22 protein-coding genes and 1 pseudogene are annotated in these 26390 nt (G+C 72.6%); 9 read left to right on the forward strand and 14 right to left on the reverse strand.

Going from position 1 to position 26390, the window contains the following annotated elements:
* Positions 1-290: 290 nt before the first annotated feature.
* Positions 291-929: a VOC family protein gene (locus AB0I88_RS36725; RefSeq protein ID WP_361035828.1), complete on the forward strand. Its 639-nt coding sequence runs from the start codon at positions 291-293 to the stop codon at positions 927-929.
* A 99-nt stretch (positions 930-1028) separates the two neighbouring features.
* Here AB0I88_RS36725 and aceB read toward each other — a convergent pair whose 3' ends face one another.
* Positions 1029-2654, reverse strand: coding sequence for a malate synthase A (gene aceB, locus AB0I88_RS36730; protein WP_361035831.1), 1626 nt, complete (start codon positions 2652-2654; stop codon positions 1029-1031).
* Positions 2655-2666: 12 nt separating this feature from the next.
* On the reverse strand, positions 2667-3950 hold the full coding sequence (gene aceA / locus AB0I88_RS36735; protein ID WP_361035834.1) for an isocitrate lyase: 1284 nt from the start codon (positions 3948-3950) through the stop codon (positions 2667-2669).
* 129 nt (positions 3951-4079) lie between these two features.
* Here aceA and AB0I88_RS36740 point away from each other — a divergent pair, with 129 nt between their 5' ends.
* A complete protein-coding gene (locus tag AB0I88_RS36740; protein WP_361035837.1) occupies positions 4080-5528 on the forward strand; it encodes a helix-turn-helix domain-containing protein in 1449 nt (482 codons plus the stop codon).
* A gap of 27 nt (positions 5529-5555) precedes the next feature.
* Here AB0I88_RS36740 and AB0I88_RS36745 read toward each other — a convergent pair whose 3' ends face one another.
* The 3 genes from AB0I88_RS36745 to AB0I88_RS36755 form a co-directional block, all read right to left on the reverse strand.
* Positions 5556-6068 (reverse strand): DUF402 domain-containing protein, encoded by a 513-nt coding sequence (locus tag AB0I88_RS36745; RefSeq protein ID WP_361035840.1) that lies wholly within the window; start codon positions 6066-6068, stop codon positions 5556-5558.
* A 77-nt stretch (positions 6069-6145) separates the two neighbouring features.
* Positions 6146-6451 carry a DUF1905 domain-containing protein gene (locus AB0I88_RS36750; protein WP_361035892.1) on the reverse strand — a complete coding sequence of 102 codons (306 nt, stop codon included), beginning with the start codon at positions 6449-6451 and terminating at the stop codon, positions 6146-6148.
* Between the two features lie 31 nt (positions 6452-6482).
* Positions 6483-6824 carry a VOC family protein gene (locus tag AB0I88_RS36755; RefSeq protein WP_361035843.1) on the reverse strand — a complete coding sequence of 114 codons (342 nt, stop codon included), beginning with the start codon at positions 6822-6824 and terminating at the stop codon, positions 6483-6485.
* Between the two features lie 102 nt (positions 6825-6926).
* On the opposite strand from AB0I88_RS36755, the pseudogene AB0I88_RS36760 reads away from it, so the two are divergent.
* From AB0I88_RS36760 to AB0I88_RS36775, 4 genes and pseudogenes are all read left to right on the forward strand, one after another.
* Positions 6927-7055: pseudogene (locus AB0I88_RS36760) on the forward strand (cellulose-binding protein); the annotation flags it as partial.
* 47 nt (positions 7056-7102) lie between these two features.
* On the forward strand, positions 7103-7639 hold the full coding sequence (locus AB0I88_RS36765; protein WP_361035846.1) for a DUF305 domain-containing protein: 537 nt from the start codon (positions 7103-7105) through the stop codon (positions 7637-7639).
* A 79-nt stretch (positions 7640-7718) separates the two neighbouring features.
* Complete coding sequence (locus tag AB0I88_RS36770; RefSeq protein ID WP_361035849.1) at positions 7719-8234, forward strand: GNAT family N-acetyltransferase; 516 nt, start codon at positions 7719-7721, stop codon at positions 8232-8234.
* Positions 8235-8514: 280 nt separating this feature from the next.
* The gene (locus AB0I88_RS36775; protein ID WP_361035852.1) at positions 8515-9513 is read left to right on the forward strand and encodes a sulfotransferase; all 999 of its coding nucleotides are present in this window, start codon (positions 8515-8517) and stop codon (positions 9511-9513) included.
* A gap of 40 nt (positions 9514-9553) precedes the next feature.
* Here AB0I88_RS36775 and AB0I88_RS36780 read toward each other — a convergent pair whose 3' ends face one another.
* Positions 9554-10192, reverse strand: a complete 639-nt coding sequence (locus AB0I88_RS36780) for a response regulator transcription factor (RefSeq protein WP_361035855.1) — start codon at positions 10190-10192, stop codon at positions 9554-9556.
* Positions 10189-11349, reverse strand: a complete 1161-nt coding sequence (locus AB0I88_RS36785) for a histidine kinase (RefSeq protein ID WP_361035858.1) — start codon at positions 11347-11349, stop codon at positions 10189-10191. The genes AB0I88_RS36780 and AB0I88_RS36785 overlap by 4 nt, the downstream gene beginning before the upstream one ends.
* A 138-nt stretch (positions 11350-11487) precedes the next feature.
* Between AB0I88_RS36785 and AB0I88_RS36790 the strand changes: the two genes are divergently transcribed.
* The 3 genes from AB0I88_RS36790 (at position 11488) to AB0I88_RS36800 (ending at position 17304) form a co-directional block, all read left to right on the forward strand.
* Positions 11488-12255, forward strand: coding sequence for an ABC transporter ATP-binding protein (locus AB0I88_RS36790; RefSeq protein ID WP_361035861.1), 768 nt, complete (start codon positions 11488-11490; stop codon positions 12253-12255).
* Positions 12256-12310: 55 nt separating this feature from the next.
* A complete protein-coding gene (locus AB0I88_RS36795; RefSeq protein WP_361035864.1) occupies positions 12311-14809 on the forward strand; it encodes an ABC transporter permease in 2499 nt (832 codons plus the stop codon).
* Positions 14810-14958: 149 nt separating this feature from the next.
* Positions 14959-17304: an N-acetylmuramoyl-L-alanine amidase gene (locus AB0I88_RS36800; RefSeq protein WP_361035867.1), complete on the forward strand. Its 2346-nt coding sequence runs from the start codon at positions 14959-14961 to the stop codon at positions 17302-17304.
* Between the two features lie 3 nt (positions 17305-17307).
* Here the strand turns inward: AB0I88_RS36800 and AB0I88_RS36805 are convergent, their stop codons facing one another.
* The 7 genes from AB0I88_RS36805 to AB0I88_RS36835 form a co-directional block, all read right to left on the reverse strand.
* Complete coding sequence (locus tag AB0I88_RS36805; RefSeq protein WP_361035871.1) at positions 17308-19299, reverse strand: response regulator; 1992 nt, start codon at positions 19297-19299, stop codon at positions 17308-17310.
* Positions 19296-20408: a chemotaxis-specific protein-glutamate methyltransferase CheB gene (gene cheB, locus AB0I88_RS36810; RefSeq protein WP_361035874.1), complete on the reverse strand. Its 1113-nt coding sequence runs from the start codon at positions 20406-20408 to the stop codon at positions 19296-19298. Before cheB ends, AB0I88_RS36805 begins: the two co-directional genes overlap by 4 nt.
* The gene (locus AB0I88_RS36815) at positions 20405-22468 is read right to left on the reverse strand and encodes a response regulator (protein ID WP_361035877.1); all 2064 of its coding nucleotides are present in this window, start codon (positions 22466-22468) and stop codon (positions 20405-20407) included. Before AB0I88_RS36815 ends, cheB begins: the two co-directional genes overlap by 4 nt.
* On the reverse strand, positions 22468-23937 hold the full coding sequence (locus AB0I88_RS36820) for a methyl-accepting chemotaxis protein (protein ID WP_361035880.1): 1470 nt from the start codon (positions 23935-23937) through the stop codon (positions 22468-22470). The genes AB0I88_RS36815 and AB0I88_RS36820 overlap by 1 nt, the downstream gene beginning before the upstream one ends.
* Positions 23934-24470 (reverse strand): chemotaxis protein CheW, encoded by a 537-nt coding sequence (locus tag AB0I88_RS36825; RefSeq protein WP_361035883.1) that lies wholly within the window; start codon positions 24468-24470, stop codon positions 23934-23936. Before AB0I88_RS36825 ends, AB0I88_RS36820 begins: the two co-directional genes overlap by 4 nt.
* Positions 24467-25834, reverse strand: a complete 1368-nt coding sequence (locus tag AB0I88_RS36830; RefSeq protein WP_361035886.1) for a CheR family methyltransferase — start codon at positions 25832-25834, stop codon at positions 24467-24469. Before AB0I88_RS36830 ends, AB0I88_RS36825 begins: the two co-directional genes overlap by 4 nt.
* Positions 25831-26390: chemotaxis protein CheW (locus tag AB0I88_RS36835; protein WP_361035889.1), on the reverse strand; the 560-nt coding region annotated here is incomplete at its 5' end. The genes AB0I88_RS36835 and AB0I88_RS36830, both read right to left, overlap by 4 nt.

Raw genomic sequence — 26390 nt, forward strand, 5'->3', positions numbered from 1 at the left:
GTGAGACATGCGGCTCGCCTCCCCTCGGGGTCGGTGGGTCGGGTGCGGTCTGAGCTGGGAAATCCCCCGGATTCATCCGTGGGGATGGCGTTAAGGGGCAGAGTCAGGGCTACCCGCGGTCGCCGGGGAGTCATCGCGGCCGGCCGGGTCCTTTCCGCCGGCTTCCTCAGGGACGAGCGCGCCGTCAAGTGTCGACGGCGATAGCCCGGAGGATGGCGGTATCGTCTACCGGCGCCGGACTCGCGCGATCACGTCGGCCGGATCAAGGCGGGCGATGCGAGCATGAAGCGATGACGAAGCTGAGTGGGCGAGAGATCGCCGAACGGGCGCCGCAGGGGTGGGTCCATCTGCTCGGGGCGCTGCGGACCCGGCTGCGGACCGGCGACTTCGCGACCGGGCTGGGACTGGTCGCGACGATCGGCGCGGCGGCCGAGGCGGCTGACCACCACCCGGACCTGGATCTGCGGTACACCCACCTCGACGTGGTGCTGAGAAGTCACGACGTCGGCGCGGTGACCGGGCGGGACCTGCGGCTGGCGGCGACGATCAGCGAGCTGGCCGAATCGGTCGGGGTGACGCCGGACGCGACCGGGCTGACCGTGCTGGAGATGGCCCTGGACACGCCGTCGTTCCCGGAGCACGTGGGGTTCTGGGAGGCGCTGCTCGGCTACCCGCACGACGGCGACGAGCTGCGGGATCCGGCCGGGAAGACGCCGACGATCTGGTTCCAGCGCTCCGGTGACGAGGAGCCGCGGCAGCGCTGGCATCCCGATCTGTGGGTGGACCCGGCCGAGGTGCGGCCGCGGATCGACCGGGCGCTGGCGGCCGGCGGCACTCTGGTCAGTGACGCGGAGGCGCCGAGTTTCTGGGTGCTGGCCGACCCGGAGGGCAACCGGGTCTGCCTCTGCACCTGGCAGGAGCGCGATTAGCGTGTTGATTTCGGGCGCGCAGCGCGCCCGAAATCAACACGCTTGTTCTTGTGCGACGGGGCGGGGGTGGACCGAGACCACCCCCGCCCCGCCTACCGATCAGGCCGCGACAGGAGCCTGATCGGTGACCGGAGCCGCCGTCCCACCGGACAGGTGCCGAAGGTAGGCCGGCAGGGTCAGGAACTCCGGGCAGGTTCGCTCGGTGAGCAGCACCGAGAGCAGCGTCCGGGCCTGGCCGAAGCAGCGGGCCCCTTCCTCGTCCAGGGCGCCGGTCTCGCTGAGCACGTCGAGTTCCTCACGCAGCATCCGGGTGACCAGGGCGGCCGTGACCGGCACGCCGTAGTCGGTCGGGGTGCCCGACGAGATCCACTGCCAGAGCTGTGCCCGGCAGATCTCGGCGGTCGCCGCGTCCTCCATGAGGCCGCCGAGCGCCACGGCGCCCCGGCCGCCGAGCCACGCCGCGATGTACCGCAGCGCGACGCTCACGTTGTTGCGCAGCGCGACCTCGCTGACCGAGACCGCGGTGGACTTGACGTCCAGCAGGTCGGCGGCGGTGACCCGCACGTCGTCACGCTTGCGCACGATCTGGTGCGGCTCGTCGCCGAGCCACTGGTCGAACACGTCACGGCAGACCTCGACGAGGCCCGGGTGCGCGACCCAGGAGCCGTCGAAGCCGTCGCCGACCTCGCGCCGCTTGTCCTGACGGACCTGGTTGAGGGCCCGCTTCGCGGCGACCGGGTCGCGGCTCGGCACGACCGCGGCCATGCCGCCGATCGCGTGGGCGCCGCGCTTGTGGCACGTACGGACGAGCAGTTCGGTGTACGCCCGCATGAACGGCGCGGTCATGGTGACCTGGGACCGTTCGGGCAGAACCACGTCCGGACGGTTCTTGATCATGCTGAACAGGTAGTCCCAGCGGCCCGCGTTCAGGCCGGCCGAGTGCTCGCGCAGCTCGTACAGGATCTCTTCCATCTCGAACGCCGCGTTGATCGTCTCGATCAGGACGGTGGCCCGGATCGTGCCGCGCGGGATGCCGAGGTACTCCTGGGCGAAGACGAAGACGTCGTTCCAGAGGCGGGCCTCCAGATGCGACTCCAGCTTCGGCAGGTAGAAGAACGGTCCGCTGCCCCGGTCGATCTGCCGCTGCCCGCAGTGGAACAGGTACAGGCCGAAGTCGAACAGCGAGGCGGAGACCGCCCGCCCGCCGATGCGCAGATGGCACTCCGGCAGGTGCCAGCCCCGCGGCCGGACCATGATCGTCGGGATCTGGTCGCCCACCTCGTACCGCCGGCCGTCGGGGGCCGTCCAGTCCAGCGTCCCGTCCAGCGCGTCACGCAGGTTGAGCTGTCCGAGGATCACGTTGTCCCAGGTGGGAGACGTCGCGTCCTCGAAGTCGGCCATCCACACCTTGGCGCCCGAGTTGAGCGCGTTGATGGTCATCTTCCGCTCCGGCGGGCCGGTGATCTCGACCCGCCGGTCGGTGAGGTCCGGCACGGCCGGGGCGACCTGCCACGACAGGTCGTCCCGGATGTGCTGGGTGGAGGTGAGGAAGTTCAGATCGGTGGTGCGGGTGGCCCGGCGGCGCCGGCGGCGCTCCAGCAACTGCACCCGGCGGGCGCCGAACTCGCGGTCAAGCGCCACGATGAACTCGACTGCCTCAGGGGTCAGGATCTCGGAGTAACGGCCAGCGGTCGTACCGGTGATGGTGATCTCTTCGGCGCCCATGTCATTCCCCTTTTAGAACTGCTCGGCCTCGGTGGAACCCGACAGCGCCGTGGTGGAGCTGTCCGGGTTGAGCGCGGTGGAGACGGCGTCGAAGTAGCCGGTGCCGACCTCGGCCTGGTGCTTCGTGGCGGTGTAGCCGTCGGCCTCGGCCGCGAACTCGGCCTCCTGCAGCTTCACGTAGGCGCTCATGCCGGTCTGGGCGTAGCCGCGCGCCAGCTCGAACATCGAGTGGTTGAGCGCGTGGAAGCCGGCCAGGGTGACGAACTGGAACTTGTAGCCCATCGCGCCGAGCTCCTTCTGGAAACGCGCGATGGTGTCGTCGTCCAGGTTCTTCTTCCAGTTGAACGACGGCGAGCAGTTGTACGACAGCAGCTTGCCCGGGTGCTTGGCGTGCACCGCCTCGGCGAACTTGCGGGCGAACGCCAGGTCCGGCTTGCCGGTCTCCACCCACAGCATGTCGGCGTAGTCGGCGTAGGCGATACCGCGGGCGATCGCGGCGTCGTCGCCGGGGCGGACCCGGAAGAAGCCCTCCGAGGTGCGCTCGCCGGTCACGAACGGCTTGTCCCGGTCGTCCACGTCGGTGGTGAGCAGGTCCGCGGCGAGCGCGTCGGTACGGGCGATGACCAGCGTCGGCACACCGGCCACGTCGGCCGCGAGCCGGGCAGCGTTGAGGGTGCGCACGTGCTGCTGGGTCGGGACGAGCACCTTGCCGCCCAGGTGGCCGCACTTCTTCTCGCTGGCGAGCTGGTCCTCCCAGTGCACACCCGCGGCACCGGCCGCGATCATGCCCTTCATCAGCTCGAACGCGTTGAGCGGGCCGCCGAAGCCGGCTTCGGCGTCGGCGACGATCGGGGCGAACCAGTCGCGCTCGTACCGGCCGGCCGCGGTGTCGATCTGGTCGGCGCGCAGCAGCGCGTTGTTGATCCGCCGGACCACCGCGGGCACCGAGTTCGCCGGGTAGAGCGACTGGTCCGGGTAGGTGTGGCCGGAGAGGTTCGCGTCGGCGGCGACCTGCCAGCCGGACAGGTAGATCGCCTTCAGGCCGGCGCGCACCATCTGGGTCGCCTGGCCACCGGTCAGCGAACCGAGGGCGTTGATGTAGTCCTCGGTGTGCAGCAGCTCCCACAGTTTCGCGGCGCCGCGCTCGGCCAGGGTGTGCCGCTCCTGCAGGGTGCCCCGCAGCCGCACGACGTCCTGCGCGGTGTAGTCACGCTTGATGCCGGCCCAGCGGGGGTTGTTCGCCCACTCCCGGGTGAGGTCCTCAGCGGTACCGCCCCGGTTCTCGAACTCAGTCATCGGAAAAATCCCTTTCCTGCCCTGTCGCGTTCTTCCTCGTGGAAGAACTTCACTCTCACGGATCGCACCGGCCGCTCTGAAGGGTCTTCCAACGGAAAGAACTGCAGAATTTCTGCTAGGTTGAAACACGTGACCGCTTCACCTACCCCAACGGCCGTTGATCTTGTGACCCTCGGCCAACGGCTCCGCCACCTGCGCCGCAGCCGTGGCATGACCCTCGACCAGCTCAGCGACGCCGTCGGCCGGGCACCGTCGCAACTGTCACTGATCGAGAACGGGAAGCGGGAGCCCAAACTGTCGGTGCTCCAGGCGATCGCGGGCGCTCTCGGCGTACCGATGCAGGATCTTCTGCGGCCGGAGGCGCCGAGCCGGCGCGCCGGGCTGGAGATCGAGCTGGCCCACTTCCAGCAGAACCCCGCCTACCAGGCACTCGGCCTGCCGGTGGTGCGCGCCGGGCGGCGCCTGCCCGCCGACGCGCTGGAATCGCTGATCGGCCTGCACCGCGAGCTCAACCGGGTGCTCACCGAACAGACCGCCACCCCCGAGGTGGCGCGGCGCGCCAACGCGCAACTGCGCGCCGACATGCGCCGGCGCGACAACTACTTCGCCGAGATCGAGCAGGCCGCGGCCCGGGTCCTGCAATCGGTACGCCACACGACCGGCCCGCTGTCGCAGCGCGGCATCCTCGACATCGCCGCCCAGATCGGCTTCACCCTGCACTACGTCAACGACCTGCCCAGCTCCACCCGGTCGGTCACCGATCTGAAGAACCGCAGAATTTATCTGCCACAGGTGGCCAGCGGAAAGGGCCACGACCCGCGGGCCGTCGTGCTGCAGACCCTCGGCCACTTCGTGCTCGGGCACAACGACCCGGCCGACTACGGCGACTTCCTGCGCCAGCGGGTCGAGGTCAACTACTTCGCGGCGGCGCTGCTCATGCCGGAGAAGTTCGCCGTCGACTTCCTCGCCGCCGCCAAGTCCGACCGGGCGCTGGCCATCGACGACTTCCGCGACGCGTTCGGCGTCTCCTACGAGACGGCCGCCCACCGGTTCACCAACCTGGCCACCCACCACTTCGGCATCCCGGTGCACTTCGCCCGGGTGCACGAGAGCGGCATCGTCTACAAGGCGTACGAGAACGACAACGTGCGCTTCCCGTCCGACGTGACCGGCGCCATCGAGGGACAGCCGGTGTGCCGCAAGTGGGCCTCCCGGACGGTGTTCGAGGCCGACGACCCGTATTCGTCGTTCTACCAGTTCACCGACACCACCGCGGGGACGTACTGGTGCACCGTCCACGTGGAGGCGACCAGCAGCGGGCTGTTCTCGGTGACCGTCGGCACGCCGTACGAGCATTCCCGCTGGTTCCGAGGCGGGGACGTCAGTGGGCGCACCGTGTCGCGCTGCCCCGACCCGGACTGCTGCCGGCGCGCGCCCGCGGAGCTGGTGGACCGCTGGTCCGGCAACGCCTGGCCCAGCGCCCGGGTCCACTCCCACCTGCTCGCCGCACTGCCGCCGGGCACCTTCCCGGGCGTCGACAACCGGGACGTGTACGACTTCCTCGAACGGCGCTCCTGAGAGTGCTCCCGTGGCTGCGGAAACGTCCTACCCGGCCGGCCGCGCGGTCTGGATGAAGGCGGCCAACCGGCGCCGGGCCTCCGTCTCGAAGGGCTGGACCCCGCTGGTGAGCAGGCCGACCAGGTCGTCGGTGGTGGCGCGGGCCTGGGCGACCACCGGCGGCGGGTAGCCGTAGTGGATCTGGTGCTCGGCGAACTCGTCCTCGTCGAGGACGGCCACCGAGCCGTCACGGCGGCGGATCACGTCGAGGTCGAGGTCGACGGCGTGGATGACGCCGTCGACGATCTCGGGGCGGGTGGTCACGTCGATGTAGGCGGACAGCTCGACGTGATCGGGGCTGAAGGTGGCGACCCAGCAGCCGGCCGCCGGGACGAGGGTGACGAACTCGTGCGGCTGGATTACCGGCTGCTCGTCGCCGCGCTGGACCGGGATGCCGGTGCGGGCGCCGAACCAGTGGCCGTGCCGGTCCTCGCCGAGCGGCTCCAGCGGGTAGAACCAGTGCAGCCGGCCGCCCCACTTGGTGAACCGCATCTCGATCATGCGGGCACCGCCGCCCCGGCCGGGTCGGCGGCGGTCACGGGCGGGCCGGGGAACTCGGGGATCGGCATGAGCCCACCTTAGAGAAGATCGATCAATTCGACGGTCACCCGGGCCGTGTCACCGGCAGCCACCGACTCGGCCGCGCGGACCGCCTTCTTCACCGGCAGCACGAACGCCCCGCGGCCACTGTCCGGGAACACGGAGGTGGTCCACGTGCTGCCGCCGAGCGTGGCCCGCACGCGCAGCGACCCGAAACCGCGGCTCAGCCCACCGGCCCGCTCCCGGATCTCCTCGGAGACGTCGGCCGGCAGACTCACGAAGGTCCAGGTGTCGGCCTTGCGCGCATCCCAGATCCACAACTCGCTCTCGAATTCCACCCGCACGTCCCGCAGCATGCCACGCGGGTACGACATCTCAGCGGGGAGCGCCGCCGAAGCCGATCTCGTTGCCGTCGGGGTCGACGTAGGTGGTCTTGCGGACCCCGTTCTCGTACGTCTCCTCCTTGGCGGGTGTCAGCCCGCGGGCGGCGATCGCGGCGATCCGGTCGTCGAAGTCGGAGACGAAGATGGTGACGAGCGCGTGGCCGGCGTGCGCGGGCCGGTGTTCGACGTAGACGAACCGGTGCTCGGCCAGCTCCCACACCGACTCGACGTCGTTGGGGGAGAACGCGGGCGGCTCGCCGAGCAGTTTCTCGTACCACTCGAGGGCAGCCGGATAGTCGCGTACGGAGATCCCGGCGAACAGGTCAACGGACATCCGCACAGCTTAGCCAACCATAAAGAACCCTTAACAGTGTTTACTGTTAGGTCCGTTCAATTTACGTTGATGAACACGTTCCCCTGGATGAGGAGCACGTTCATGAATCGTAGGCTCACCCTTGCCCTGCTGACCGTCGCGACGGTCAGCGGCTCCCTCTTCGTGGCCGCCTCCCCGGCGGCCGCGCACGGCTACCTCTCCTCCCCGCCCAGCCGGCAGGGCAACTGCGCCGGCAGCGCCGCGCTGTGGGCCGCGGTCTAGCTGCCACGGGCGGCCCGGTGCTCCGGGCCGCCCTCGCCGTACTGCTCCTGGCGGTGCTCGCGGCCGGGTGCGGCCGGGCGGAGAGACCGGCGTTCAACGACACCGACGTGATGTTCGCGCAGATGGGGCTGGCGCAGATCGCCGAGGGGGAGCGGCTCGCCGTGATCGCCGGGGAGCGGGCCGCGAACCCGGAGCTGCGGGCCGTCGCGGACGAGCTGCGCGGCCAGTGGCGCACCGAGAGCAAGACGCTGGCGGGCTGGCTGGAGGACTGGGAGCGGCCGCGGGCGGCGGACCCGTCGGCCGGGGCGCACGCCGGGCACGGCGCCCTGCACTCGCTGCGCGAGGAGGACTTCACCGGGCTGAGCGCGCTGGACGGCCCCGATCTGGACCGGGGCGCCGTGGCACTGCTGCTCGGCAACCTGCACAACGCCATGGAGACGATTCGGATGGAGGCCGCCGGAGGAACGTACCCCGAGGCTGTGGATCTCGCGAAACGCATGACGGAGTCGCGGCAGCGGCAGATCCAGCGACTGCTCGCGATGGCGGCGGGCTGAAAACCGGAGCCCGGCGTGTGGGTTTCGGGCGCGAATCGGACCCCGAACCCACACGCCGCCTTCGCGGTACGGTCGACGCGTGCCCGGACTCATCGCCCCGACCGCCCGACTGCACACCTCCTGGCTGGCGTCCCGCAACGAGTGGGGCCGGGGCGTCCACCAGGACGGCGCGGGCCTGCGTGCCGCCGACGAGGTCGACACCCCGGAGGGCTTCGCCCGGTGGGTGGCCCGGCTGCACGAGGCGGAGCGGACCGCTCTGGACGGCTGGGTGCGGTGCACCTTCCGCTGGATCGTCGAGGGCGAGCGTTACCTGGGCGCGATCGCGCTGCGCCACGAGCTGACCGATTTCCTGCTGGAGGCGGGCGGCCACGTCGGTTACGGGGTCCGCCCGTCGGCCCGCGGCCGTGGCCTGGCCGGCTGGGCGCTCGCCGGGATCATGCCGGAGGCCCGCAAGCTGGGGCTGTCCCGGGTGCTGTTGACCTGCGATGTGAACAATCTCGCTTCGGCGCGGACGATCGAGCGCAACGGCGGCGTGCTGGAGGACGTCCGGGACACCGACCTGGGCAGATTGCGGCGTTACTGGATCACGCTGTAGTGGCCGTGAGGCGCGGGGAGACCGGTCCGTGACACGGACCGGCCTACCCGTTGATCGGCTCTGACCAACACTCTTTGTATATCGGGCGAATACTCTGCGTTGATCAGATAGGGCAACTATCAGTTAACTCACAGGTACATGACAGCTCTCGGCGTTTTGATGCACCTGGCCTTTTGCGAAATCTTTGCCAAGTCTTCAAGATCATGGGAAGGCCTGGAAGGGAGCGTCATGACAGCACAGGGGGCGACAAGCTCGGTGGCAGCAATCTACGGTGGTCGGCATGCCCACTGATCGCCCAATCTTCGTCGTCGGCTGCCCCCGGTCCGGCACGACGATGCTGCAGCTCATGCTGCATGCGCACCCCCGCATCGCGCTGCCACCGGAGACCAGGTTCCTCCTGGCGGCATACCAGAAGCGCGCAGAGTTCGGGGATCTCGGCGATTCGGCCAGACGCCGCGCACTGGGGCAGTTCATCGTCGACTCCGCCCAGTTCGGCGACCTCGGTCTGGACGCGGAGAAAACGGTGGAGGCGATCGTGGCCGGACCGCCGACTCTCGGCTCCGCCTTCGGGATCGTCTTCCGGATGTACTCGGACCGGTTCGGCAAGCCGCGCTGGGGCGACAAGCGCCCCCTCTACCTGCGGCACCTGCCGACCATCCTGCGGCTCTTCCCGGACGCGCAGATCATCAACATCATGCGGGACGGCCGGGACTGCGTGGCGTCGCTCAAGGAGACGCCGTGGAAACCGTCCGAGTTCGACACGCTCATCGACTACTGGGCGAAGTCGGCGGACGCGTCGCTGCTGGCCCAGCGGCGCTACCCGAAGGACGTCTACCACCAGGTGCGCTACGAGGACCTGGTCGCCGACCCGGAACCGCACCTGCGCCGGCTCTGCGACTTCCTCCAGGAGGACTTCGACCCGGCGATGACCGCGCCGAACAAGCTGGCCTCGGTCGCCGTGCCGGAGTACAAGACCTGGCACACCCTGACCCACCAGGCGCCCACCACCGAGCGGATCGCGAGCTGGCGCAGCCGGCTCACCGACGAGGAGGTGCGCAAGTGCGAGGCCGCCTTCGGTGACCGGCTGATCCGGTTCGGCTACGAGCCGTCGATCCCCATCGCGCGCAGCGCCCGGATGCGGGCCGACGCGAAGCTGATCGCCAAGCACCGGCTCGGCCCCGCCAAGCAGGCCGCCCGCAACCTGTGGACGTCGATCCGCGCGACGGAGCAGACCGAACCGCCGATCGCGGCCCGCCTCACCACCGGTCAGGTGCGCTGAACCCCGTCACGCGAGGCTGGGTCCGGGCGCCCGCCCGGACCTAGCCGACCAGTCTGCGCTCCCAGGCCCACGCGGCGATCTCCACCCGGTTCCGGGTGCCCAGCTTGGTGTGAATGCTGCCGAGATGGGTCTTCACGGTCCCGACCGAGATGAACAGCTCGGCGGCGATCTCCGCGTTGGTCTGGCCGCGGGCGGTGAGGCGCACCACGTCCAGCTCCCGCGGTGACAGGCCGCCGTCCCCGGACGGCGCGACCGGGACCGCCAGGTGCCGCAGCAGCCGCACCGTGATCGACGGGCTGACCAGCGCGTCCCCGGAGGCCGCCGCCCGGACCGCCTCCACCAGCAGCGCCGGGCCGGAGTCCTTCAGCAGGAAGCCGGCCGCGCCGCCGCGCAGCGCCTGATGCACGTACTCGTCCAGGTCGAAGGTGGTCACCACGACCACCTTCACCGGGTCGGTCACCTCCGGTCCGGCCAGCAGCCGCAACGCCTGCAGGCCGTCCATCCGCGGCATCCGGATGTCCATCAGCGCCACGTCCGGCCGCAACCGGCGGGCCTCCGCGACCGCCTCCACGCCGTCGGCGGCCTCACCGACGACCTCCATGTCCGGCTGCGCGCCGATGATCATGCCGAAGCCGGTGCGGACCATCGCCTGGTCGTCGGCGATCAGAACCCGGATCACTGCACGCTCCACTCCAGGGGCAGGACGGCGTCGACGATCCAGCCGCCGTCGACGCCGGGGCCGGCCGTGATCCGCCCGCCCACCGCGCGGACCCGCTCGGCCAGACCGACGAGACCGTACCCCGGCCGGTCACGCGAGGTGGGATGCCTCGGCGCCGGGCCGTCGTTGGTCACCCTCAGGAGCAACTGCCGCGGCGTACGCGTGAGCAGCACCACCACCGACGAGGCGTCCGGCGCGTGCTGCCGGGCGTTGGTCAGCGCCTCCATCACGATCCGGTACGCCGACGTCGACACCTCGACCGGCAGCCCCGAGGTGTCCCCGTCGACGTGCAGCCGCGCCGCCGGCCCGCCGGCCGCGGTGAACTGCTCGACCAGCGCGGCCAGATCGGGCACCCCCGCGACCGGGGCGAGTGGCGCGTCCGGCCGGGACTCCGGGTCCCGCAGCACGCCGACCATCCGCCGCATCGACGCCATCGTCTCGGCCCCGGCCTGCTCGATCTGCTCCAGGGCGAGCAGCACCCGTTTCGGGTCCTGTTCGGCGATGAAGCGTGCCCCCTGCGCCTGCACCACGATCCCGGTGACGTGGTGGGCGATGAAGTCGTGCAGGTCGCGGGCGAACTCGGCCCGCTGCTCGGCGCGGACCGCGTCGACGGCCCGGCGCCGGTTGCCGTCGAGGGTCCGCAGGTACATGCCGGCGCCCGCGGCCGCGGTGGCCGCCAGCGCCAGGGCCAGCCCGAAGATGACCGCCGTCGAGGTCAGGTTGCCGCGCAGCGGCAGCACCCCGACGGCCGCCGTGACCAGCACGATCGCGGTGACCGCGTGCGGCGCGGGGGCGCGGCGGGCGGCCACGAACAGCATCCCGAGCAGCGCCGCCGTCTCGGCCAGCCCCCACATCGAGGTCACCCCGTAGACGACATGGAGGTACCAGGTCAGCCCGAGCGAGGCGAGGCCGGCGAGCACCGCCCCCCGGCCCAGCGCGACCGAGCCGGGCCGGTGCTCGGGCAGCCACACCGCGGCGACCGCCATCGGCATCAGGATCTGCGGCGCCGCCAGGTGGGGCCCGAACATCACGAACGTCCGCATGTCGACCAGGCCGAGCAGCGCCAACATCCCGAGGGCGCCCAGCTGGCCGGCCCGGAACAGGAAACGGTTCATCATCGTGACCCAGCGTAGGCAGATGGCGGCCGGTTCCCATCGGCCGAAAGTAAGAGAGCCGCGTCTGACAGCGGGCCGATGCGCCGGGTCGACGCCGTCGGCCAGTATCCGTCTGTCCGTTCCCACGATCTTGGAGCTCTCATGCAGGCACAGTCCTCACCCGTCGCCGGCCGCGACAGCCTCGCGGCGGTCGCGGCCGTCGAGCTGGTGAAGGTGTACGGCACCGGCGACACCGCGGTACGCGCCCTCGACGGCGTGACCGTGGGCTTCGACCGGGGCCGGTTCACCGCGATCATGGGACCGTCCGGCTCCGGCAAGTCGACGCTCATGCACTGCCTCGCCGGGCTGGACACCGCCACCTCCGGCCAGGTGCTGCTCGGCGGCACCGACCTCACCAAGCAGCCGGACCGGGTGCTCACCAAGGCCCGGCGGGAGCGGATCGGCTTCGTCTTCCAGTCGTTCAACCTGCTGCCGCAGCTCACCGCGGCCGCCAACATCACGCTTCCGCTCGATCTGGCCGGCCGCCGGCCCGACCCGGAGTTCCACGACCGGCTGATCACCACCCTCGGCCTGGCCGGGCGGCTCGGGCACCTGCCGGCCGAACTGTCCGGCGGCCAGCAGCAGCGGGTCGCCCTGGCCCGAGCGCTGGCGTCACGCCCCGAGGTGGTGTTCGCCGACGAACCGACCGGCAACCTGGACTCCCGCTCCGGCGCCGAGGTGCTGGGCCTGCTGCGCGACTCGGCCCGGAACCTGGGGCAGACCATCGTCATGGTCACCCACGACCCGGGCGCCGCGGCCTACGCCGACCGGGTGGTGCTGCTCGCCGACGGGCGGCTGGCCGGCGAGATCGACCGGCCGGACGTCGCCGCCGTCACCGAGTCCCTGCGCAACCTGGCGGCGGGCCGATGAGCCGGAACACGACCACGCCGACCCGGTTCACCGGCTCCCGGCGGCGGGTGGCGGCATGAGCGTCGTCCTGCGCACCCAGCTCGCGGGCGTGACCAAGCGCCCGGCCCGGCTGCTGCTGACCGGCCTGGCCGTGCTGGTCGCCTCGTTCGTGGTCTACGCGACCGTCCTGGCCCAGCAGATCACCGAACGCAGCGTCCTCAACGGGCTCAGCGGCACCTCGGAAGCCGTCGACCTGGTCATCCAGAACGGCGAGATCACCGGCAAGGACCTCACCGCCGTCGCCGGGATCGACGGCGTCGCCGACGCCGTCGCGCGGACCGAGTCCTACGCCCGCACCCCGGCCGGCGATCTGATCGTCGCCAGCGACCCGGGCAGCGGGCCGCTCAGCACCGTGCGGGTCACCGACGGCCGCTACCCGACGGCGCCCGGCGAGATCGCGGTCACCCCGCGGACCGTCGACCGGATGGGACTCGGCGTCGGCGCCACCACCACGGCCGAGACCGGTGACGGCAAGACGGTGCGCCTCACCGTCGTCGGCGTGCTGACACCCCGCGACGACATCGGCTTCCTGGCGTACGCGCCGCTGCCGACGGTCGTCCAGATCAACGGGTTCGACCAGCTCGACCGCGTCGACGTGCGGCTCGCCGCCGGGGCGGACGCGGACGGCGTACAGGAGAAGGTGGTCGCCCTGCTCGCGGGCGAGGCGGCGCCGGAGGTGGCCACGGGGGCCGACGTCCGGCTCCTCGAGGCCCGGCAGGCGGCCGCCGAGATCGACCAGTTGTTCATCGTGGTCCGGGTGTTCGTGGCGGTGGCCGTGGCGGCCGCCGTGCTGATCGCCGCCTCCACCTTCCGGATCGTCTTCGCCCAGCGGATGCGGCAGCTGGCCCTGCTCCGCGCGGTCGGCGCCGGCCGGGGGCCTCTGGCCCGGGCCCTCGCCGCCGAGGGCGCGCTCACCGGACTGGTCTCCGGCGTCACCGGCGTGCTGGCCGCGCTCGCCGTCGGCCACCTGATCCCGCCGCTGCTCAGCGCCTTCGGCGTGACGGTGTCCGGGCCCGGGTTCCCGCTGGCGAGCGCGGCCGGCACGGTCGTCCTGGCGGTGCTGATCACGATCGTGGCGGTGCTCGCCCCGGCGTTCTCCGCGGCCCGGGTGGCGCCGCTGGAGGCGCTGCGCTCGGCGGCCACCACCGGCGCCCGGCAGGGCATCGGATGGTTGCGGGCGATCACCGGGCTGCTGCTCGCGGCGGCCGCGGGCGGCATCGCCGCCCTCGTCACGATCAACCTGCCCGGCCCGATGCAGGAGGACTACGACGCCCAGACCATGATGCTCGCCGTCGTCGGGTCCGGCGCGCTCGCGTACCTCGCCCTGATCGCCCTCGGCCCGGTGCTGGTCCGGCCGGTCCTGGCACTCGCCGGCTGGCCGCTGCGCCGGTCCGGCCCGGTCGGGCGGCTCGCCGTCGGCGGCGTCGGCGGCAGCTCACGGCGCGCGGCCGCGGTGTCGGTGGTCGTCGCGCTCGGCGTCACCCTGATCGCCGGGGTGCTGGTCGGCGGTGACTCGATCCGGGTCCTCGCCGAGCGGGAGACCGTCGCGGCGGCGCCCACCGACTTCGAGCTCAAGGGCCCGGCCGGCACGCCCCTGGCCGCCGGTGTCGCCGAACAGGCCGCCGCGAGCGGCGACCTGACCGGCGTCGCCACCTACCGGTGGATCTCCACGGCCGAGATCGGCTCCTTCACCGAGGCGGTCGTCACCGACGTGTCGGCCGCGGCCGTACCCCGCCTCGCCGACCTGGACACGTCGGCCGGCGCGATCACCGACGTCGCGCCCGGCAAGGCCGCCGTCGCCGGCTACCTCGCCGAGATGGAAGGGGTCACCCTGGGCGATCCGGTCACCGTCAAGAACAACGGCAGGCAGGTACGGGTGACGGTCGCGGCCGTCCTCGGCGGCGACTCCCCCCTGCACAGCCAGATCCTGCTCGACCCGTCCGACCTGACCGCCCTCGGTGTGGCCGCCGCCCCGACCGGGCTGCTCGCCGACGCCGCCGCCCCCGGTGAGGACGGCCGCACCAAGGGCCTCCGGGCACTGCGCACGATCGCCGCCGCGCAGCCGGAACTCGGCGTCACCGTCCTGGCCGACCAGCGGGACCAGATCAGCCAGCAGCTCGGCGTGCTGATGGCGATCGCGCTCGCCCTGATCGGCCTGACCGTGCTGATCGCGATCGTCGGGGTCGGCTCCACCACCGCGCTCTCGGTGGTGGAACGGGTCCGCGAGTCCGGGCTGCTGCGCGCCGTCGGGATGTCCCGCGGCGGGCTGCACACCATGCTCACCACCGAATCGGCGCTGTACGGCGTGATCGGGGCGGTCCTCGGGCTGCTGCTCGGTGTCCCGTACGCCTGGCTCGCGGTCTCCGCCATCGGCCTGGACGCGCCGCTCACCCTGCCGGGATGGCAGCTGGCCGCGGTCTTCGCGATCCTGGTGGCGCTCACCGCGCTGGCCGGGGTGATGCCGGCCCGCCGGGCGGCCCGGGTCAGCCCGGTCACCGCTCTGGCCGCCGACTGACCGCGGCCGATCGACGCGGGCCGTGGCGACACGGCCCGCGTAGTCGTGCGATCACAGATAACGATCTCTGGATCGGGACGGAACGTGTCCGGATCGTTCGGTAAGGTTCTCCGCCGCGAGGTTTGTCGATCACCGCGGGGGACACGGGGATGCAGCGAAAACTGGCAATCGGTATCGGTACGGCGGTCGCCGTGCTCGCGGCGGGCGGGGGCATCGCGGCCCTGACCTGGCCGTCCACATCGGAGGCGAAGACGGAGCCGGCCGAGCCGGTCGCCGTGACCGGCACGCTGACCGCCCAGCCCGATCCGGCGCCGCCGCGAGTCAAGACCGCGCTGAACACCGTCGGCCTGAGGACGAGCGGCTCGACGGCGGACCTGAGACAACGGCGGACCAAGCCCTTCAGCCTGCTCGGCATCACCTGGAACGACGGCAAGGACACCCCGGACGGCGCCATCGAGGTCCGCACCCGCAGCACCGCCACCGGCAAGTGGTCGGACTGGCGGAAGCTGACGATGCGCGACGACGCCCCGGACGGCGTGGAAGCCGCGAGCCTCGGCCGCGGCGCCACCGCCCCGCTCTGGGTCGGCCCGTCCGACGGCGTCGCCGCCCGCATCGTGGGCAAGGGCGCCGGACTGCCCGCCGGGCTGCGCGTCGACCTGATCGACCCGGGCAGCGAGAGCGGCGGGCGCGGCGCCGGCGAGCCCGCCCCCAGCGCCTCCGCCGCATCGCCCGCGACATCGCTGACCGCCGCGGAGCCGACCGCCGAACCCACCGCCGAGCCCACCGACCAGCCGACCGAGCCGGTGGTCGAGCAGCCCGCTCCCGGCGAGCCCGGCGCCACCACCGAGCCGGCCACACGGGAGCCGGCGGCCGAGCCGTCACCGACGGCCGACGACTCCACCAACGTCGACTCGCTCGACGAGCCGGTGATCACGCCGCCCACCGAGCCCGGCACCGCGGCGGTGACCGCGCTGACCACCGCGCCGATCGACGCGCAGTTCCCCAGCTACTACTCGCGCAAGGCGTGGAGCGCCGACGAGACCATCACCAGGCCCACCGAGATCGCCGTGGCGAACCAGGTCCAGGTGGTGTGGCTGCACCACACGTACCACGCCGGCGACAAGTCCAACGACTACGAGTGCACGGACGCCCCGGCCATCATCCGGGCCATCCAGAGCTACGACATCAAGAGCGCCGGGTACTCCGACATCGGCTACAACTACCTGGTCGACAAGTGCGGGCGGCTCTACGAGGGCCGGACCGGCGGCGTGGAGAACGCCGTGGTCCCGGCGGCCGTCAAGGGCTTCAACACCGGCTACGCGTCGATCGCGGTGCTCGGCGACTACCGGTACGCCGAATCCAATCCCGCCATCGAGACGACCGTGGCGCAGGTCGCGGCCGCCCGGCTCGGCAAGTACGGCTACAACCCGGCGTCGCCGGTGACCGTCGCGGCCGGCATCGCCAACAACAAGCTCGCCAAGGACGAGAAGATCACGGTGGCGCGGCTGGCCGCGCACCTCGACGCCGACGCCACCGACTGCCCCGGCGGCAACCTGTACAACCGGCTGGCCGACATGCGGGCCAAGGCGCAGCTCATGGTCACCGGCCTGGCGTTCAAGTCGGTCACCGGCGGCGGCTACTCGGCCGGCATCTGGTACGTGAAGAACGCCGCCACCGTCAACTGGACCGTCGCCAACGCCTCCGAGGAGATCGCCCAGTTCGACGTCCTCGTCGACGGCGCGGTGGCGACCACCGTCAAGGGGTCCGCCCGCAGCGCGACGGTCAGCGTTCCGGCCGGCCGGCACGAGGTCACGGTGGTGGCCCGGCACACGTCCGGCAGTTCCGCGCGGTTCAGCGTGTGGGTCCACGGTGACGCCACGGCGCCCACCTTCAAGGCCGCCCCGGCGGTCGCGCTGGCGACCGGCACCTACAGCGCCACCTCGGTGCCGGTGCGGCTCCAGCTGAACGGCACCGACAACCTGAGGCTGGCCGGCTACACCGTCTCCCGACCCCGGACGGCGAAACTCGGCGTGGTCAGTGACTGGCCCACCACCGTGAAGCCGGGCACCGCCGTCTGGACGGTCACCGCCCGGGACCTGGCCGGCAACACCCGGACCACGTCGGTCACCCGTGCCGTGGTGCTGTCCCCGGAGACGGCGGCCAAGAAGTCCGGCACGTGGACGAAGAAGACCGGTGGCGCGTACCTGGGTGGCAAGGCGCTCTCCGCGACCCGCAAGAACGCCAAGCTGACCTGGACCTTCACCGGCCGGCACGCGTCCCTGCTGTTCTCCCGCGCCGCCAAGTCCGGCAAGGTGGCCGTCTACGTGGACGGCAAGAAGGTCACCACCATCGACCTCAAGTCGGGCAGGACGCTGAACCGGCAGGCGGTGTGGACGCGGAATCTCGCCTACGGCAAGCACACCGTGGCCATCGTGGCGCTGGGCACCTCCGGCCGCCCGGCCGTGGTGTCCGACGGGCTCGCCTACGTCCGATGACGGTCAGCCGGAGCGGCGCGGGCCCCTGCGCCGCTCCGGACCGTCGTAGGCGGGGACCGGGGGCAACGTGAACCAGAAGGTCGCGCCCCGGCCCTCGGCGCTCTCCGCCCAGATCTCCCCGCCGTGCCGTTCCACCGCCCGGTGCACGGTGGTCAGCCCGATGCCGGTGCCCGGGAACTCCTGAGCGTCGTGCAGCCGCCCGAACGGGCGGAACAGTTCGCCCGCCTGCTCGGGCGGGAATCCGGTGCCGTTGTCGCGCACGTAGTAGCGGCCGTCCTCCCAGCCCACCTCGATGACCGGCCGCTCCACCTTGCGGCTGAACTTCACCGCGTTGTTGATCAGGTTCTCCAGGATCACCCGGGCCAGGCCCTCGTCGGCGTCGGCGGTGATGCCCTCGCCCACCCGGAACGTGATCCGCCGGTCCGGCTCCCGGGCCGTGACGTCGGCGGCCACCTGATGCGCGACGGCCGTCAGGTCGAACCGTCGCCGGCGTAGCTCGCCACGGCTGGCCCGGGCCAGGACCAGCAGCGACTCCACCAGGTCGGCCATGCGCTGCGCGGCCGCGTGGATCCGGGTCAGCCGGTAGCGGGTCTGCTCGCCGAGCTGCTCCCGGTCGTTCTCCTCCAGCATGTGCTCGGAGAAACTGCTGATCACCTGCAAAGGCCCGCGCAGGTCGTGGGAGACCGACCCGGAGAACGCCTCCAGCTCCCGGTTGCGCCACTCCAGCTCCTCGACCAGCGCCGCGCGGGTCTCGGCCAGCTGCCGGGCCGCCCGCTCCTCGGCCGCGTCCAGCTCCCGGCGCATCAGCTCCTCACGGATCCGGCGAGCCTCGTCGTGCGACTGCTTGCGGCGGATCTGGGCCCGGACGTGCACCCGCAGCCCCTCCGGCCCGTCGGTCCGCCGGACGTAGTCGTCGGCACCCGCGGTCAGGCAGTCCAGCATCCACTCCTCGTCACCGGTCATCACCAGCGGCGTGTCCCCGGTCCGCGGCACCTCGCGCAGCCGGCGGCACGACTCCCGGGCCCGGTCCAGGTCGTCGTCCACGCCGAGCACGATGCAGTCGACCGGCTGGGCGGCGAGCAGCTCCGGGGTGCCGTCGATGCCGACGGCCCGGACGATGTCGTAGCCGTCGGCCCGCAGCGCGCCGGCCCACGACTCCAGCTCCCGGCGATCCCCGCCGACGATCAGCACCTTGCCCGGCCCGTGCACCCCGCCGATCGCCGCGATCGGCAGCTGCTCGGCGCTCTGCCGCAGCACCGCGGACAGCTTCGCCAGCACCACCTTCAGATCCTGTTGCTTGCGGACGAACGCGTCGGCGCCGGCGTCCAGCATCTGCATCTCGGTGGCGTAGTCGTCGGCGGCCGTCATCAGGATGCAGGGCGTGTCCCGCAACGCCGGGTCCAGGCGGATCCGGCGGATCACGGTGGCGCCGTCCAGGTCCGGCATCACCCCGTCGACGATCACGGCGCTGGGCCGGCGGTCGGCGGCCGTCCGCAGGCCCTCCTCCCCGCCGGCCGCGGTCAGCACCGTGTATCCCTCCGACTCCAGCAGGCCGCGCAGCTCCTCCCGGAACGTCATGCTGTCGTCGATCACCAGCACCGTGGTCCGGTCGCCGTCGCGGTCCGGGACCTCACCGAGCAGACGCCGGGTACGGGCGACCACGTACCCGGCGTCGTACGGCTTGCCCACGTACTCGTCGGCGCCGGTGCGCAGCCCGGCCAGCCGGTCGGTCACCTCGCTCTCGGTGGACAGCAGCATCGCCACCACGCCGGACCGGCCCGGTGTGCGCCGCAGTTCGGTCAGCAACTCCAGACCGTCGGCGTCGGGCAGCAGCACGTCCAGCACCGCCGCGTCGAACGCCTCGCCGGCGAACGCCGACCGTGCCTGGGCCCCCGTGGCGCACAGGATGGTGGCGAACCCGTCCTCGGAGAACGCCTCGTGCAGGTCCATCCGTACGGTCAGGCTGTCGTCGACGATCAGCACGGTCGGCGTCATCGGCCCACCGCCGAGGGTTGCATCTCGCCGAGCCGGGCGGCCATCCGCCCGGGCGGCAGCACGTGCGCGGCGGCCCCCATCAGCGCCGCCTCCCGCGGCATCCCGTAGACGGTGCAGCTGCCCTCGTCCTGGGCGAAGGTGACCGCGCCCCGGCCGCGCATCAGCAGCAGCCCGGCCGCGCCGTCGCGGCCCATCCCGGTGAGCAGGCAACCGGCCGCGAGCGGCCCGAACTCCGCGGCCACCGACTCGAACAGCACATCCACCGACGGCCGGCAGGAGTGCCGGGGCGGCCCGGCGCCGATCCGCAGCACCTGGTCACGAACCAGCAGATGGCGGTTCGGGGGAGCGAGCAGCACCTGCCCGGCGGCCCGGCCGACCGGGGCGCCGTCGGTGGCGTACCGGACGTTGCGCCCGGTCTGTTCGGCCAGCCAGTCGGCGAAGGTGACCGCGAACTGCTCGCTCGCCGCGATGTGCTGCACGCACAGCACCGGGACCGGGAAGCCGGCCGGCAGGTTGCGCAGGAACTCGGTGAGCGCGGCCGGCCCGCCGGTGGAGGCGCCCACCGCCACCACGGCCAGCGCTTTTCCGCGCGCGGTGGGCGCGCGCGCCGCGGGCGGTGGCACGGGGACGGTGACCCGGCCGTCCAGCCGGGCCCGGGGATGGGTGATCACCCGGATCCGGGCCACCAGGCGCAGCGTGGCCCGCAGCCGCAGCGGCCAGTCTGCGTCCGAGTCGTCGCCGTGCGGCTTCTCCAGCATCTCCACCGCCCCGGCGCCCAGGGCGTTGTACGTGCTGAACAGCTCCGCCCGGTCCGCCGACGACACCACCAGGATCGGCGTCGGATGCCGCGCCATGATCTGCTCGGTGGCGGCCAGCCCGCTGATCCCGGGCAGCATCATGTCCATGGTGATCACGTCCGGGCGCAGCCGGGCGGTCATCTCCACGGCCCGTTCACCGTCCGGCGCCTCGCCGACGATCTCCAGATCCGGGTCCGGGGCGAGCGCCTCCCGCAGGTGGTGCCGCATGGTGGGGGAGTCCTCGACGATCAGCACCCGGGTCACGGCCGTCGCCTCCGGGCCGTCCGCCGCCGCCGCCCGGCGCGCGCTCATGACCGCACCACAAGCCGCCGGACGTGGGCGAGAAGCTGCTCCTGGTCGAACTCGCCCTTCACCACGTAGGCGCCGGCCCCGACGGCTCGGCCGCGGTCCCGGTCGGCGGCGGCGGCCCGGGAGCTGACCAGGATCGCCGGCACCCCGGCCAGGTCCGGGTCGGCCCGGGTGCGTTCGACGAAGGTGAACCCGTCGATCCCGGGCATGTCGATGTCGGTGAGGAACAGGCCGTACCGGCGGGCGCGGGCCTTCTCCAGCGCCTCCTCCCCGTTGGCGGCCAGGTCCACCTCGTAGCCGGCCGACTCCAGGATGCCGCGCTCCAGCATCTGGGTGGTGATCGAGTCGTCGACCACCAGGATCGGCAGTGGCGGGGACACCGGCGCCGCCTGCGAACGGGCTCCGGCCAGGTGGCCGCGGACCACCTCGTCGGCCAGGCCCTGCGGGTCCAGCACCAGGCGGGGGTTGCCGTCGGCGTCGACCGAGACGCTGCCGATCACCGGCGACGCCGGGGCCAGGTCCGGCAGCGGCCGGGCGACCAGGGCGGACGTGCCCGCCAGCCGGTCCACGCCGATCGCGAACAGGCCGCCGGCGCCGTGCACCACGACGGCCACGCCGACGCCGGGGGAGTCGGTGACGGCCGCTCCCGCGTACAGGGCCTCGGTCAGCGGCAGGAAGGGGGTCGCGTGGCCGTCGTAGACGATCCGGCCGGTAAGCGCGGCGGTCGACGCGTCAGCCGCACACAGCCGCACACAGCTGCGCACCGCGTCCAGCGGCAGGGTGGCCATCGTGCCGCCGGCCTCCACGTTCAGTCCGGTCATGCTGAGCAGGGTGAGCGGGATCACCAGCTCCACGCATGCGCCCGCGCCCGGGGTGCTGCGGATCCGCACGTCGCCGTGCAACTGGGCCGCGATCTCCCGGACGGCGTCCATGCCGATGCCTCGCCCGGACACCTCGGTCACCACCGGCGCGGTGCTGATCCCGCCACGCAGCACCAGGCCGAGCAGGCGGTCGTCGTCCGGCTGTCCGGCGCCGGACGGCAGCAGGCCCCGTTCACGGGCGGTCGCGCGCAGCGCGTCCAGGTCGAAGCCGCGCCCGTCGTCGAGGCACCGGAACGCCGCGAACCGGCCGCGCCGCTCCACCTCGACGGTGACCGTCCCCTCGGCCGGTTTGCCGGCCGCGAGCCGCGCCGGCTCCGGTTCGATGCCGTGCACCACGGCGTTGCGCACCACGTGCAGGAAGGCGCCGCTGACCGGGCCGAGCAGCTGGGCGCCCATCCGGGTCCCGGCGCCCCGGGACTCGAACCGGACCCGCTTGCCCTCGGTGTCGGCGGCGTCCCGGACCGCCCGGCGCAGCGCGGTGAACACCGGGCCGACCGGAACCAGCCGCAGACCCTCCGCCTTGGCCCGCACCTCGTCCAGCTCCCGCTCGATCTGGTCGACCGCGTCGGTGAGCCGGCGGCCGGCCGACCCCAGTTCCCCGGCCACCCGCTCGGCCGCCGCCCGGGTCGCCGCCGGGGTGGCGCCGCGGCCGGACCGCAGCTGGTCGGCCAGGTTCTCCGCGGACCGGTGCAGCCGTTCCACGGTGAGGCAGCCGGTACGCAACGGCGCCATCCGGGCGTTGGCCTCCCCGATGGCGTCGAGCAGTTCGTCCAGGTCGGCGGCGGCCGCCCGTGGGTGCATCTCCACCTCGGCCGCCGGTGGTGGCGGCTCCGCCCGCCCGCTGTCCGCCGGCGGAGCCGGCTTCTCCACCAGCGCCGCCACCCGGGCGGTGATCTCGTCGTTGAGCCGCAGCAGCTCCCGCATCTCCTCGGCGGCCAGCGGCACCCCGTCGCCGCCCCGGTGCGGGACCAGGACCTCCTCGAAGGCGTGCGCTCGGTCGGCGATCTCCCGCTGTCTGACCACCCGGGCCGCGCCCTTGAGGGTGTGCGCGGCCCGGAGCAGCCGGGCCACCGTCCCGGGGACGGCTCCGTGCTCCAGATCGAGGACGCCGGCGCTGATCTGGTCGACCAGCTCCCGGGCCTCGATCCGGAAGTACCGCAGCGGATCCTTGCCCTCGGCCATCACTGGCGCCCGGTGCCGACGAGCTCCAGCAGGCCGCCGGAGAGCGCGGAGAGGTGGGCCGCGGTCTGCTTGGTCTGCACGGCGCTGGCCTCCGTCTCCCGCGACACCCGGGCGGTGTCCGAGGCGGCCACGTTGGCCTGCTCCACGGCGGTGGTCTGTTGCTTGGTGGACAGCTCGATCTCCCGGGTGGCGTCGGTGGTGGCGGAGACCAGCCGCGCGATCTCCCGGAACGAGTTGGTGGCGTCGTCGAACTGCCGGGCACCGGCGTCGACCGCCTTCGCCCCGATCTCGGTGGCCATCACGGTGGTGTTGACCGCGCCCCGTACGTCGTCGACCAAGGCCCGGATCTCCTTGGCCGACGCCGCGGTACGGTCCGCCAGCTTGCGGATCTCCTCGGCTACCACGGCGAACCGGCGGCCCCACTCGCCCGCGCCGCTGGCCTCGATGGTGGCGTTGATGGCCAGGATGTTGGTCTGCTCCGCCAGCTCCGACACCAGGTCCACGACCAGGTCGATCTGCTGCGACTTCTCGCCGAGAGCGAGCATGTGCTGGACGATCTGGTCGACCTGGGTACGGATCGCGACCATCGAGGCCTGGGTCTGGTGGATGGTGGAGTCACCGGTCTGCGCCGCCGCCTCGGTGTCCTCGGCGATCTTCGACACCCGCTGCGCGTTCTCCGCGATCTGTCGCGAGGTGATCAACAGCTCGCTGATCGTGGTGGTGATCTCGTTCATCGCGCCGGCCTGGTCCCGGCCGCCGTTCACCTGCTGGGCGGCGGCCGCCTCCAGCTGTGCCGAGGAGCTCTGGATGTGCCCGACCGCGGTGCCTATCCCACGGCGCAGGTCGCGGTTGAGACGCCACGCCACCAGAACGGCGCTGGCGACGGTGAGCAGGCCCAGCACGATGATCAGCGCGATGCCCTGGGCGGCCCGTCCCGACGACGCCTCACGGCCGGCGGCGATGTCCGCCCGGACCCGGTCGGTCACCTCGACGAGCGCGGCCTGCAACTGCCGGCGGACCGGCCCGGCCCGCGTCTCGTCGAGGCGGGTGATGGCCGCGATGTCGGAGTTCTCGGCGCGGGCCCGCATCACCTCGGTGATCGCCGCCGTGTGTTCGTCGTCGAGCGTCGCGACACGGGCCAGCGCCTGCCGGGACTCCGGGTCGGTGATGCCGGCGTGCAGCGTGTCGAGCTGCTGCCGGAACCGCTGGCGGCTCTCCTCGGTCAGCCGGGCGTTCTCGGCCGAGGCGTTCAGCAGATAGGCCCGGTAGTCCCCGATCCCGGCCTCCACGCTCCGGCCGAGGCTCTCCGCGCCGGTCAGGTCGTCGGTCGCCGACGCGATCACGGCGTCCTTGGCGTCGACCACGAACGCCAGCGTGATCACGGCGACGCCGGCCGAGAGGAGGGTGAAGAGCACGGTGATGACGGCACCGACCGCGAGTTTGCCGCCGTACGTACGCCGGGTCGTCATCGGATCTCCTCGGGGACGGGCTGGTGTCCGGCCAGCTGGTGAACGAGCTCCCGGGTCGCGGGCACGTCGACGATCGGCCGGTCGCCGTCCGGAAGCCGCGCCATCTCGTGGAGACAGCCGTGCGAGCCGCCGCCGGAACCCTCGACCACGTCCGCGAGAGACACCCGGATGTGCCGGTCCAGCTCCTGGAAGGCCAGCGCCAGCGCCGGGGCGCCGACGGCGAGCAGCAGCCAGCGGGGCCGCGCCGGCACCGGGTGCCCGAGCAGTGCCGCCAGGTCGTAGACCGGGACCACGGCGCCGCCGAACCCGGCCACGCCGATCAGCGCCCGGACCGAGGTGGGCAGCGGTGTCACCGGCCGGTCCGGATGCACGCCGGAGGCCTGGGCCAGGCGGAACGCGTACGGACGGTCGCCGGCGCGGACCGCGAGCAGCTCGACGGCCTCGCAGCCGAGGGTGCGGGCCGGCTCGGTGAACGACCGGTCGAACTCCTCGCGCAGCCGCGCCACCCGGGCGGCAGGCGTCCGCGCCGTCATCGCCGCACCTCGCACGCGTCCAGCTCGGTACGGCACAGGGTGGTCAGCGCCAGCCGCCCGAACCCGCCACCGAACAGCACGATCCGCTCCTCGTCCTCGTGGGGCAGCAGCTCCAGCGCGGCCTCCAGGAACGCGGTCGCCCCCCGGCGGTCGCCGTGCCGCCGGGCCAGCACTCCCATCCGCAGCCGGGGCATGGCGAAGGCCGGATCCAGGTACGCGGCCAGCCGGTACTGCCCGGCCGCCTTCTCGGCGCGGTCCAGCTCGTGGCAGACGCCGAGCAGGTGGTGCGCGTCCGGGTGCGGCCCGCCGGCGTCGATCAGTCGCTGCGCGGTGTCCCGGGCCTCGGCGAACCGCCCGAGCTGAGCCAGCAGCACCCCGCGCAGCAGCGGGTCGGCCGGTCCGAGCACGTCCAGCGCCTCGGCGAACCGGTCGTCGCGCAGCAGCCCGAGCGCCCGTGACCGTACGTCGCGCTCGGGCGCGGGCCGGGCCGGGGGAATGGGCCGGGTTCGGGCCGGCGGCGGCGCGGGATCGGCCGCCGGCGCGGTTGAGGACCGCCGACGGTAGTAGACGGTGCCGTCCTCGTGGCACGCCTCCAGCCCTTCAGGATGGCCGCCGAGCATGTCGGTGTGGCCGAGGAACAGGTGGCCGTCGTCGGCCAGCGCCCGGGTCATCCGGCTCACCAGGCCGGTGGACACCTCCTCGGTCAGGTACATCAGCAGGTTCCGGCAGAAGATCACGTCGTACCGGGACGGCTGCCACAGTTGCGGGTCGTCGCCGGCCACGTTGTGCTCGGCGAACCGGACCGCCGACACGATCTCCGGGTGCACCTGGAAGCCCTCGTCGGTCTCCCGGAACCAGCGGCGGCGTACATGCTCGGGGGTGTCCCGCAACGACCACGAGGAGTAGGTCGCGGCACGGGCCCGGCGCAGCATCTCCCGGTTGGCGTCGACGCCCACCACGGAGACGATCCAGTCCGTGGCGGGACGGGCCTGCCAGGCGGTGATGGCCAGCGAATACGCCTCCTCGCCGGACGAGCAGCCGACCGAGAGCAGGCGCAGCACCCGCTGTCCGGCCCGCTTCCGGATCAGTTGGGGCAGCACGGTGTCGCGCAGCACCCGGAACTGGTCGTCGTGCCGGAAGAAGTAGGTCTCGGTGATGCTCAGGGCCTCGGCCAGCTCGGCGGTCTCGGTGGTCCAGGGGTGCGCGGCGAGCCGGTCCAGATACTCCTGCTCGGTCAGCCCGTGCGCCCGCGCCCGTGCCTCGAGCACCTTCGCGGTCTGTCCCGGGTCGTTGTCGGCGATCGTCCACCCCAGCCGTATCCGCAGCAGGTCCCGGAACCGGGTCAGTGACGCCGCCCCGCTCATGAGACCGGCTCCGGTGTTCTCCCGGCGGCCTCCCACACCTCGTCCGGAACGGCGCGCGGGCTCCGCAACAGCAGCAGCGGGTCGGCGCCGATCGTGCCGACCGCCGCGATCAGCGCCTTCGAGATGCCGGTGAACAGCACGGACGACTCCTCCGGTGGCGAGACCAGGACTTCCCGGACACCCAGCACCGGGCCGGTTGCGCAGACGACCGGGCCCCGGGCCGCCCGAACCGCGACATACCGGTCGATCAGGCCGTCCGCGCCGGTGAGCAGCCGGGTCACATCGATCACCGGGGTCGGCTCGCCGCGCAGGACGGTCAGGCCGCACACGTAGGGCGGGGTACCGGCGAGCGCCCGCGTCTCCAGGGGCCGCATGGTCTCGATGACCTCGTCCAGTGGCAGCGCGCAGAAGACCGGACCGGCCCGGAACACCAGCGCGGTGACTCCGGCGCCCGGCGCCGGCGCCACTGCCGGTAGATCTCGTGCACGCCCTCCTGGTCCCACATCGGCGGCGGCGGACCGGCCGGCTCCAGCCCGCCGAGGATCACCGACGGCGC

The organism is Actinoplanes sp. NPDC049802, from assembly GCF_040656595.1.
Lineage (GTDB): Bacteria > Actinomycetota > Actinomycetes > Mycobacteriales > Micromonosporaceae > Actinoplanes.